Genomic DNA, 10,966 nt, shown 5'->3' on the forward strand with positions numbered 1-10,966 from the left:
AAAGCGTGATGGATAGTGAACAGGCGAGCGTTTTTCTGTTAACGGGTGGCCGGGGAACGCTGACAGTCAGGAAAAGAAAGTGAGCGCGTTTTATCAGTTATTTTAATGAGGATGGCAGTCATGCCATTGGCATTCAGGTCAGGATTGTACATCCTGACCTGATGCGGTAAGGCTGAAGGCCTCAGCAATCCCATCACCGCGCATTTCCTGCCAACTTCGCTGCTATGGTTCATACTCATGAGCGCTGATTGTGTTACAGACGGATAACCGTGCAGACAACGGTTACTGAGTGGGTCACTTATCTGACAGCTTTAGCCTGTCAGCTAACAAAAAGGGAAAATAATGCCATTGTTATTCGGTGAGTTATCTGGTTTCCCGTCATGGGTGCCTGTTGTATTACTCGTCTCGCTTTCATTTGTGCTGGGTTTTCTGGCTCGCCTTATCCTGCTCGCGTTTATCCGCTACTGGCAGGGCCGTGACAGAAAACTATTCAAATCCCTGGAAAAGCACCTCAGCGGTTCGATGTTCTTTTTCGTGCCGTTATTAATGATCAATGTCGGGATTAACTACATTGATTTTCATCCTGACTCACTCGATCTCATCACCAATATCATCAACGTCTTTATTATCATGTCATTCTGCTCGGTCTTAATCCGGCTGACCAACGTGGCGCAGGATATGCTTTATATCCGCTATGATATTAATATTTCCAATAACCTGCGCGCGCGAAAAATCCGCACCCAGATTATCTATGTTAAGAAAGTTGTTATTGTCATCCTGGTGCTGTTCTGCGTTTCGCTGATTCTGCTGAGTTTCCCCGGCGTGCGTAAATTCGGCACTACCATTCTGGCCGGTGCCGGTGTCGCCGGTATCATTATCGGTTTTGCCTTACAGAAGTCGCTGGTTAACCTGTTTGCCGGTATTCAGATTGCCTTTACCCAGCCCATCAAGATTGATGATGCGGTGGTGGTGGAAAAAGAGTGGGGATGGATTGAGGAGATCAACCTGACTTATGTGGTGGTGCGCATCTGGGATCTGCGTCGTCTGGTGCTGCCGATTACCTATTTCACCGAGAATCCGTTTCAGAACTGGACGCGCAACAACGCCCAGATTTTAGGCTCGGTGTTTCTCTACGTGGATTACTCGATGCCGCTGGAGCCACTGCGCAAGCATTTCGAGAAGGTGTTGAGTGAAACCAAACTCTGGGATCAGGAAACCTCAGTGCTTCAGGTAACCGACACCACCGAGAAAACCATGACCATCAGGATGCTGATGACTGCCCAGAACTCGCCGATCGCCTTTGATTTACGCTGTTATGTGCGTGAGAAGATGATTGAGTTTATTCAGCAGAATTACCCGGAAAGCCTGCCACAGGTGAGAGCGTCGCTGACGGATAGCGGGTCGGAGAAGGTTGGGAGAGCAGTAGTGGAATAGTCTTTTTGAGGAGTATGAGTGGGGAGTGAGTAATAGTCTCAGAGGTGTGTAAGTATCCTGATGGCTATTGCTCCGTTGTCTTTCAGGGGAGATGAAGCATTGGTATGTATGTCCGCTTTGTGTCAGTAGCAGACGTCGTTAACAGCGTGATGGGTTCATTGATAGCGAGTTTGACATCCAGTGAAAACCTTACAGGAGAAAGGATTGTCAGAAAAATTTATAAACTGCGCGTTTAAGGCACGTTGGGAGAAATCCGGATTTTCGTAGTGGGCTATCAATTAAAGGCTGTCTGTCGGCGCCATCGTTGGTGCAGCATGCCTCTGACAGGATGATTAAAGCATTCTTATTAAGAGGTCCTTAACTTTCCCAGCTCATGAGTGTCCTGTTCTTATGGAGTTTTGCGCCGGAACCCCATATGATTGATTAATAATGGTCAAGTAAAGGACGCTCTGATGCAACTCATAAAAACTGAATATGCCCTTAATTCCGGTTATCCGATTGTCAGGCGCACGCTGGAAGACAAAAAGAAATTAGTAAAACAGCCAGGTTTCGGTCCTGAGTCCTGCTGTGCAGTAGTCGAGTACAGGCTCCGGGGTAACATTCGCTATGCGTTTGGAAACAGTCAGATGCATGTAAGCATGCCGCCAGGCATTTATACCCATAACTGGGTCAAACTGCATGGTGAAATGGCCGCACTGGTTGCCGCGATAAACCGCATAGAACGCTTTTCCACGGATGATGTCATACCCATCACGGGTGCCTATATTGAATTGCGGCCCTGTGAGGCCAACTGCCTGCAGGCACTGCATAATATTCTGCCTGAGGACGCTAACGTCTATTACTCTTTTGACCACCCCACTCAGCTTGACGAATGGAAATTACGTGCCCACGAGCTTTGTCACGTTTGAAATATTTCACCACACCCTTTTCCCGGATAAATTAAAAAGAATATCCCTAAAAATTCAGGTGATGGGATGCATGAATGGAAACGCAGACTTTCCCTTAAACGTTACCCCGCGGATTACTCTCAGCGTAAATTTCACTGCGTTCATCTCCGTTACGTGCCAGGCGCGGACGTTGAAGCCATAATGCCATCTTTGCATGATGTAACAGATGACGGTAGGGGTATTTTAAGAGAGATAAAACCTGACCAGAAGTTTGTCTATTAAAGGATCATTGCCCATGCGAATCCCCACGCTTACAACCGATCGGTTGATATTAAAACCATTAGTTGCCGAAGATGCTCAACAGATCCAGAAGCTTTATCCTCGCTGGGAAATCGTTCGTTATATGGTGGCGTCGGTCCCCTGGCCTTATCCAGAGAATGGTGCTGAGAATTACGTCAATAACGTTGCGTTGCCTGACATGGCCAAAGGAATTGCATGGTGCTGGACGATCAGACATTGTGAAACACCGGACAAACTCATGGGCTTGATCTGCCTTTACGATGTAGAAGATAACAATCGCGGATTCTGGCTCGCACCGGAATATCAGGGGCACGGCTTTATGCGTGAGGCGAGTATTGCGGCTACGGATTACTGGTTTAATGTGTTGAATAAGGCGGTATTACGCGCACCTAAAGCCGCCGCTAACAGCCGCTCTCAGCGTATTTCAGTCAGTAGCGGAATGCGGCTTATTAAAACTGTTAAGAAGGAATATGTCAGCGGCCTTCTGGATTCTGAGCTTTGGGAAATTACCCGCGCTGAGTGGAATGCGCAATGTCGTCAGCGAGCGGCCTCATTAACTAAGTTGAGATAGCGTGAGCCAGATATATTTCTGCCGCTTACGACGCAGACAACCTTACGCCCGCTCAGCTCCTTCGCATAACGAAGGGCTGCTGCAACCGCAGGTACGCCGGAAGGCTCTGTGACATGGCTGTGCTGATTTAGCATGAACAGCATTGCTGCTTTAATTTCGGCTTCTGAAACAAGTAGAACACGGTCAACGCGGTCACGTATCAGTGGCCAGGTCATCGCTTCAGGCTCTATATAGCCACTGATGCCTTCGGCGATTGACGCCGATAATTCGACAGGAATCGTTTCCCCTGCCTCTGTCCAGTTGGCAAAAGTCGGGCTAGCTTCACTTTGCACAGCCCATACTTCGGTAGCAGGGTTTATGGCTTTGATGGCCGTTGCAATGCCTGAGGCCAGCCCGCCGCCGCCAATGTTGACGAGAATAACGTCGGCATCTGCCCATTCCTCCATGATTTCCAGACCGACGGTGCCGGCCCCGACAATCATCTGCTCATTATTGTAGGCTGAGACGAATGTCGCCCCGGACTGTTCCGCTGTGACAAGGGCGGCCTGCCTTGCTTCTTCAATGTCTTCAAAAAAAGTTATCTGAGCACCATAACTTTTCATTGCCGAGACCTTTATAGGGTCTGCGGAATAGGGCAGGAATATGGATACAGGTATGCCAGCTGCATGACCTGCACAGGCGAGTCCTAAGCCATGGTTTCCCGCGGTGGGGGCGATGACACCTGCACTTCGCTGATCCGCATCGAGACTGGCAAGAACGTTTACGGCGCCCCTCAGTTTAAAGCTACCCGTATGCTGGAGATTTTCCATCTTAAGCCTGACCTCCGCTCCGACAAGGGCAGATAACGTCTGCGCAGGCTCCAGTGGGGTTCTGCATATGGTTTGCCTGATTCGCCCTGCGGCTGCATAGATAGCTTTCAGCGTGACACCGTCCATTGGCCTTTGAGTCTGAGTTGTCATAATATGCCCGATTAATTTATATAAGAAAATAACTATATAGGAGATTGGCTATATGAACAACGCAAAGACATCGATGGCCGATATTTTCCGCGCTCTGGGTAACGAGCATCGGCTCGTCATTGTTGAATGGCTTTCCGATCCCAGATCACATTTTCCGGAGCAGCAGGACGGCGATCTGGTTGAGGATGGTGTGTGTGTCGGGTTCATCACTGAAAAAATTGGTCTGAGTCAGCCTGCTGTAACAAGTCATCTACAGATTCTTGCTAAAGCGGGAATTATGACCTCGAAACGCATCAAGAACTGGGTATTCTATAAACTGGATCGTCAGCGGATGGATGATGCTACTGAAATGTTGTCGGGCTATGGGAAGCTGGCGACGCGTCCACCTGCAGAGTCATAGTTAAGTATGGCGCACTTCAGGCGAACAAAGCCGGTATGCGTGTTTATCTCGCGCATTCATGTGCTCGACTGGCAGACTGATGCAACGTCCTGATTAACTATCATCTTTTGCCAACCCGCCGTGTCACCCTTTAAGCACTTAGCTTATCTTCAAGGTTGTTCACATTGCGTATGCTTTAGCCTGTGAACCACTGCACGCAATGTGACTTGCTTCCTGACAATTATCACCTGTCACTTCAGTGATCCTTTTTTAATAACAGACAGTTACGTCTGCTATCCCTTATAGCGCGATGTGTGCTGTCACGGCGGCGTTATGCCAGCAGCAGACTGGATAAGAATCGAATTCAGCTTGCTCATAACTTGTTTATCTGCGTATCATATGATTATGTATTCAATTTTAATGCATATAAATTCAATTGGATGAGGTTGCCATGTCAGCAGATTCGCCAGTAAAGGCGCAGTTTGAAGCCTACAATGCCCATGATATTGACGCGTTCATCGCTTGCTTTTCAGAGGATTTCAAAGGTTATCGGATGCCAGGTGAAAGTCCTGCTACCACCGGGAAGGAGTCCTTACGTGAATTTTACGTGAATAACCGTTTTAATAATCCCAATCTTAAAGCAGAACTTATTTCCAGAATCGTAATGGGGAATAAAGTTTTCGATCATGAATTAATATACGGTCTATCTGATCAACCGTTGGAAAGTGTTGCTGTTTTTGAAATTAAAAACGACCTTATTGCTACTGCCTGGTTCTATTTTCCCTGATTAAACGTCTTTAAATAAGCACCCGACAATTTTAGTTATAGATTTTTTAATGCTGGAAAGTAAAGTTTCGCCTGGAACACCCAGGCTCCTGATCTGACCCGGAGTGCTTCTTCTATCCTCGCAGAAATCATACTGATATCGTCGCTCTGACCTGAGCGAAGAGAGTGACGATAACTTTTTTAATTGGCTTCAACCCTGAGAGCCGGACGCGATGCTCCGCTCAGTTCAACACATTCAGCGCAGTCAATAGTTCGGGCCAAAGGCGCTCAGGTGTGACAGCTGACCTTAAGAATCTCCTCAACGCACTCAGCAGGCGATAATCCCGCCGTATCCAGCTTCAGATGTTCTCTTTTCCATGGCTCATAAACACGATCCACAACGGCCTGCCAGTCGGGCACTTTTAAGCCGGGAATATCAGAGATTCTGCTCTCTACACGCGCACGGTGCTGTTCGGGATCCGAACAGAGGATTTCAATTTCCAGAAAGGGAACACATGAAGATATTGCGATATCCCGAAAACTATCACGCACCAGATTAAGATCATTCACCGAGTCAGTGACAACCGGTAATCCCAGTTTGAGGTTGTCTCGCGCAAGCTCATAAAGGATGAAATAGCCTTCCGGTCCAATGTCCCCCGAAGCCGCTGAACCATTACGCAATGCCTGTTCGATCGTATCGACGCGTAAATACACTGCTTTTAATTTTTCAGATAACAGTTTCGCGATAGTGCTTTTTCCGCAGCCAGGAAGGCCACTAAAAATGTAGAGCATAACGACTCCTGTTTAAATCCGCGCTCCAGTGGTAAAGCAGACACGTGCACATCAGTTTGCGCGAACGTATCCCAACGCATTACGGATGAATGCCACCGCTTGCCCGCAGGGAACGGTGATGTTTCTGCACAGCTAGTCGTCTGGCAAGGCTTCAAGGTCTGCTGAGATAATTGCCGGAAGGTGTTGGGTAATCTTTTCTACGGGCCAGTCCCACCAGGCCAGCTTCTCCAGTGCCGAAATGGTTTCATTGTCGAAACGCTGTTTGATAACTCTGGCCGGATTGCCACCCACAACCGACCAGGCCGGGACATCTGACGTGACGACAGAGCGTGACGAAATAATCGCGCCGTTGCCGATTTTTACGCCTGGCATAATCAGCGCCTGATAACCCATCCAGACGTCATTACCAATCACCGTATCACCTTTGTAGGGCAGATCGCCGGGCTGAGGCTGGCCTGCTTTCCATCCGTTTCCGAAGATGTAGAACGGATAAGTCGAGAAACCCGCCATGCTGTGGTTAGCCCCATTCATGATGAACTGAACACCTTTTGCGATAGCGCAGAATTTGCCGATGATGAGTTTGTCGCCAATAAAGGGGAAGTGATAAAGGACATTGCGCTCGAAGTTTTCTGAGTCTTCAGGGTCATCATAATAAGTAAAATCACCGATGATGATATTGGGGTTCTTCACCGTGTTTTTGATAAAACAAACCTGTGGGAAGCCCTCCATTGGATGGGGATTGGCCGGATCCGGTCCGTACATATTCTCTCCTTAAACGCTGAATGAGTTTGTGCCAGTGTACACCATGAAGGCCGTCGTCCCTTGCGCCTAAGCCCGGCCTTTGTCAACCGCTCAACGCGCACCTGTCCCGGCTGTATTACCCGCTTCGATTTCCTGTTTCAGACGTAAGTCCGGCAAAGAGTCAGCCGATATACAACCGGTTCTTAATTCTCTTTGTGTGCAAAGAAATCTAAATCCTATAAATTAAATTCTTCTGCATTCTGATAAAGAGTTTTACATGCTGACAGGACTCAATCACATCACCCTCGCAGTAAGCAACCTGACCAGTAGCCTGAGATTTTATACTGGCACTCCTGGCTTCATCCCCAAAGCTGCATGGGATCATGGCGCTTATCTGTCGCTGGGCGAGCTCTGGCTCTGTCTCTCTTTGGATACCGTCTCTGCTGGAAATGATTACACCCACTATGCATTCACTATTGCGGGTGACGAATTCGAGCCGTTCGTTGAGCGATTGAGAGCGGCGGGGGTAACAGAATGGAAACGCAACAAAAGCGAGGGGAAATCCTTCTACTTTCTGGACCCCGATGGCCACAGGCTGGAGATCCATGATGGCGATCTGGAGAGCCGTATCAGAGCCTGCCTGACTCAGCCTTATCAGGGAATGACGTTCTTCTGATGGCTTTGCGCCCCGCCTGGCGGGGAAAATGACTCGCTCGCAGGAGCCATAACCTCCTGCGTGACGGCTTGCAGCCTCATCACTCACACTAACAAACACCCGCACTCTCCAGCCCCCACATTCAACTCTCCTTCACCCCTGCGTCACCGTTCTGTCATCTGCTTCCTTCAGGCTAACCCCATCTCTCAGGCTAACCCCATCACGCAGCGTCTTATCACTGCGTTCCCACTCTGCAACCCGTGAGGATTTCATCGGGATGGCGTTATTTAGGCATCCGACCATTGTCTATCAGGCTGTTGCCGCAAAGCTGGAGCAGGCGCTGAAAGAGTGCTACCGCTGCGGCGACTATCTCCCTTCCGCGCAACTGCTGGCAGAACCCACCGCAGAATGTCAGTGTTACCCTGCTTAAGAGATTATTCTCTCTGTGAAAAGCCTCAGTTTACGCATTTACCCCTTAAAAGCGTTCGGGTATTTAATATGCGAAATTTTTTATTTTTTTCATCACTTTATTATCTCTCTCAGAAAATAAGAATGGGTTTTATTGATGTTGTTTCAACTTTATGAGAGATCGCACCACATCATTCTCATAGCGTGCAGTTTTAAATTTACCATTAAAAAATAAAATTATTGCAATTTTTTTAGCTTGTGCAAAGGCCAGGGTTTGCGGCTTGCATGTCATTTTTTTGATATTAAAATCAATTGCTTAGTATGGTATTGTGTATTATCTGTTCATGAAGATTTGGTAGGGAAGCGAAACGCTGAGAAACACAACTTTACATTGGTTTTTATATCGACTGCTTAAAAGGCTCACAAAAGACGTTAATTTAACTTTATTATTTTAAATTAAAAAGCGTGATTTTCTCCCAGCAAGCAAAATAAAAATATCGTCATATACTGTCAGCATATTCTTTGAATGAATATAAATGGTTTTTAACGATAATTCATCACTGCATTGCTGGCCCGATTCGGGCGTCTTAGTACAGGAGAGAGATAAATGGATCAAACCGCATTCATGATTGGGTTTTCGGTGATGGCAATCGCATCACTGATTATCTACGCGACGGGCGACAAGAAATATCCCTTTGGTCACCATACACTCGTGCACGCATCCGTCCCGTTTATTGCTGCCACTGCCTATCTGGCTATGGCGTTCGGGTTAGGCAACCTCACGCTGGACAATGGTACGGTAGTGTATCTGGCACGTTATGCTGACTGGTCAGTGACAACACCTCTCTTGCTGGCGGGGCTGGTCATGCTGGCTTTCCATGAACAGGGTAAGCCGGGAGAAATGGGCGGCTTTCTGACGGCCATTATTGTGCTGGATGTGATGATGATCATCACCGGCCTGGTCTCTTCTCTGGCGGAAACCTCTGTCGCGAAATGGGTCTGGTATCTGTGGTCATGCGCGGCATTTCTGGGCGTTGTTTATTTGCTCTGGGGACCGCTGCGTGCCATAGCCGCTACGCGGGGTAACGCGCTGGCAGGCGCCTACAACAAAAATGTGGCCTTGCTGACCATCGTATGGTTTATCTATCCGATCGTTTTTCTGGTCGGTCCGGAAGGACTCAGGATCATCACTGATGCAACATCGGTCTGGGCATTCCTGATTCTGGATATCATCGCAAAAGTTTTCTATGCCTTCTACGCCGCGGCTAACATGAAGAAAGCCCTTTCTCATGCCGTGCCTGTTGGTGCAGTACGGAGATGACAGGCCAGGGGCGGTTCGGATGGGCAGGACTCTGGGGGGCAGCGCTGGCTGCCTCTTTCAGTCCCCTTGCGGGCCAGGTACTGTTTGCGACCGTAGCGATTGGCCTTATCGGCATGGCGCACGGTGCCAGCGATCTTGACGTCGTTAAACGCGAGCGTCAGTTCCCGTTCCTTGCCGCCTATGGGCTGGTCATTGTCCTCTGTCTGTTCTGGTGGCACGGTGCGCCGGCACTGGCGCTGCCCATTTTTCTCCTGGCCTCTGCCATACATTTTGCACTTGAGGATGCCCCTCATGGATGCAGCATTGAACGCCTGGCGCGGGGAATAAGCATGATAGCGACGCCAGCAACACTCCATTTGCAGGCGTTCAGCACAATTCTGCATGAGGCGGGGCTGGGATTTTCATTGCCAGACTCTTTTGCTATGGGTATTGCCCTCACAGGGGGACTCTGTGCAGCAGGCCTTATTTTTGTGGGCTTACTCCGCCGGGACAGGCGTCTTCTGGCCGGTACACTGGCGTTATTACTCCTTCCGCCTTTCGTCGGTTTTTCAATGGGCTTTCTGATTTTGCATGCGCTCCCGCAAACCCGGCAGCGGCGCGATCGGCTGGGGTGCAACAGTACCATCCGCTACCTGCAAGCGACATGGCCGATACTGACAGCAGCAATCCTGTTGGCGGCGGGCACCATTGTGCTAATGCATCCCACGGACAAAGCGGGTATTCAGTCACTCTTTACTGCGCTAGCCGCACTGGCAATTCCACATATGCTTATTACGCCCTGGTTTGAATCCCGGCATCAGGTGTGAAGCCATTGTGCTGCACTCTGACTACGTTATCGGGAGAGCAGGGCCGATTGCTTCATGCTGAACACTATTTTCATAAACCTCTGAGCCTTAACGTCCCTCTATCCTGACTCTCACATTCACCTCACCTTCACCCCCGCGTCACCGTTCTGTCATCTGCTTCCCTCAGGCTAACCCCATCCCGCAGCGTCTTATCACTGCGTTCCCACTCTGTAACCCGTGAGGATTTCATCGTGATGGAGTTATCCAGACATCCGACCACTGTCTATCAGGCTGTCGCCGCACAACTGGAGCAGGCGCTGAAAGAGCGCTACCGCTGCGGCGACTATCTTCCTTCCGAACAACAACTGGCCGATCACTATGAGGTGAACCGCCATACGCTGCGTCGGGCTGTCGATGAGCTGGTGCACAAAGGGCTGCTGCAGCGCCGTCATGGCGTTGGCATTCTGGTGCTGATGCGCCCGTATGACTATCCGCTGCATGCCCAGGCGCGCTTCAGTCAGAACCTGATGGAGCAGGGCAGTCACCCAACCAGCGAACGGCTGCTGGCGGTGCTGCGTCCGGCCAGCAACGACGTTGGCAATGCGTTAGGCGTAAAAGAGGGCGACAACGTCATTCATCTGCGCACCCTGCGCCGCGCCAACGGCGTGCCGCTCTGCCTGATCAATCATTTCCTCGCCGACCTTAGCTGGTGGCCACAGCTGCAGCAATTTAACAGTGGATCGCTACACGACTTCTTAGTCGAGCACACCGGCAAGCAGCTGGTGCGCACCCAGACGCGTATCAGCACCCGCCGGGCGCAGGCCAAAGAGTGCCGTCAGCTGGATATCGCGCTGCATGCGCCACTGCTCTGCGTGCGGACCCTGAACAAAACCAGTGATGGCGCACTGGCGGAATACTCCGTCAGCCTGACGCGCGGCGACATGATCGAACTGACTCTGGAGCACTAAT

General features: G+C 49.7%; 12 protein-coding genes and 1 pseudogene. 10 read left to right on the forward strand and 3 right to left on the reverse strand.

The annotated features are described in order from the left end of the window. The first annotated feature begins 342 nt into the window (after positions 1-342). From IBT54_RS22540 to IBT54_RS22550, 3 genes are all read left to right on the forward strand, one after another. Positions 343-1,434 (forward strand): mechanosensitive ion channel family protein, encoded by a 1,092-nt coding sequence (locus IBT54_RS22540; protein ID WP_201253119.1) that lies wholly within the window; start codon positions 343-345, stop codon positions 1,432-1,434. A gap of 419 nt (positions 1,435-1,853) precedes the next feature. After that, positions 1,854-2,342, forward strand: coding sequence for a hypothetical protein (locus IBT54_RS22545; protein WP_236263638.1), 489 nt, complete (start codon positions 1,854-1,856; stop codon positions 2,340-2,342). A 274-nt stretch (positions 2,343-2,616) separates the two neighbouring features. Further along, the gene (locus tag IBT54_RS22550; RefSeq protein ID WP_041456957.1) at positions 2,617-3,192 is read left to right on the forward strand and encodes a GNAT family N-acetyltransferase; all 576 of its coding nucleotides are present in this window, start codon (positions 2,617-2,619) and stop codon (positions 3,190-3,192) included. Here the strand turns inward: IBT54_RS22550 and IBT54_RS22555 are convergent. Continuing rightward, entirely contained in the window at positions 3,159-4,151 is a 993-nt protein-coding gene (locus IBT54_RS22555; protein ID WP_081463849.1) for a threonine/serine dehydratase, read from the reverse strand. The genes IBT54_RS22550 and IBT54_RS22555 overlap by 34 nt on opposite strands. 52 nt (positions 4,152-4,203) lie before the next feature. On the opposite strand from IBT54_RS22555, the gene IBT54_RS22560 reads away from it, so the two are divergent. Beyond that, positions 4,204-4,551, forward strand: a complete 348-nt coding sequence (locus IBT54_RS22560) for a helix-turn-helix transcriptional regulator (protein ID WP_013358349.1) — start codon at positions 4,204-4,206, stop codon at positions 4,549-4,551. A gap of 430 nt (positions 4,552-4,981) precedes the next feature. Next, positions 4,982-5,317, forward strand: coding sequence for a nuclear transport factor 2 family protein (locus tag IBT54_RS22565; protein WP_201253120.1), 336 nt, complete (start codon positions 4,982-4,984; stop codon positions 5,315-5,317). 266 nt (positions 5,318-5,583) lie between these two features. On the opposite strand, the gene IBT54_RS22570 is transcribed toward IBT54_RS22565, so the two are convergent. Further along, positions 5,584-6,087: an AAA family ATPase gene (locus IBT54_RS22570; protein WP_013358347.1), complete on the reverse strand. Its 504-nt coding sequence runs from the start codon at positions 6,085-6,087 to the stop codon at positions 5,584-5,586. 132 nt (positions 6,088-6,219) lie between these two features. Next, complete coding sequence (locus IBT54_RS22575; protein ID WP_201253121.1) at positions 6,220-6,849, reverse strand: Vat family streptogramin A O-acetyltransferase; 630 nt, start codon at positions 6,847-6,849, stop codon at positions 6,220-6,222. Between the two features lie 256 nt (positions 6,850-7,105). Between IBT54_RS22575 and fos the strand changes: the two genes are divergently transcribed. From fos to phnF, 5 genes and pseudogenes are all read left to right on the forward strand, one after another. Further along, on the forward strand, positions 7,106-7,504 hold the full coding sequence (gene fos, locus IBT54_RS22580; RefSeq protein WP_095706980.1) for a fosfomycin resistance glutathione transferase: 399 nt from the start codon (positions 7,106-7,108) through the stop codon (positions 7,502-7,504). A gap of 256 nt (positions 7,505-7,760) precedes the next feature. Continuing rightward, positions 7,761-7,880 (forward strand): annotated as a pseudogene (locus IBT54_RS22585) (phosphonate metabolism transcriptional regulator PhnF); the annotation flags it as partial. Positions 7,881-8,498: 618 nt separating this feature from the next. Further along, on the forward strand, positions 8,499-9,212 hold the full coding sequence (locus tag IBT54_RS22590) for a bacteriorhodopsin (protein ID WP_147789712.1): 714 nt from the start codon (positions 8,499-8,501) through the stop codon (positions 9,210-9,212). Then, positions 9,209-10,018 (forward strand): Brp/Blh family beta-carotene 15,15'-dioxygenase, encoded by an 810-nt coding sequence (locus IBT54_RS22595; RefSeq protein ID WP_095706982.1) that lies wholly within the window; start codon positions 9,209-9,211, stop codon positions 10,016-10,018. The genes IBT54_RS22590 and IBT54_RS22595 overlap by 4 nt, the downstream gene beginning before the upstream one ends. A 233-nt stretch (positions 10,019-10,251) precedes the next feature. Continuing rightward, positions 10,252-10,965: a phosphonate metabolism transcriptional regulator PhnF gene (gene phnF, locus IBT54_RS22600; protein ID WP_201253122.1), complete on the forward strand. Its 714-nt coding sequence runs from the start codon at positions 10,252-10,254 to the stop codon at positions 10,963-10,965. The last annotated feature ends 1 nt before the right edge of the window (position 10,966 follow it).

This window comes from Pantoea sp. S62 (genome assembly GCF_016658625.1).
GTDB classification, from domain to species: domain Bacteria; phylum Pseudomonadota; class Gammaproteobacteria; order Enterobacterales; family Enterobacteriaceae; genus Pantoea; species Pantoea vagans.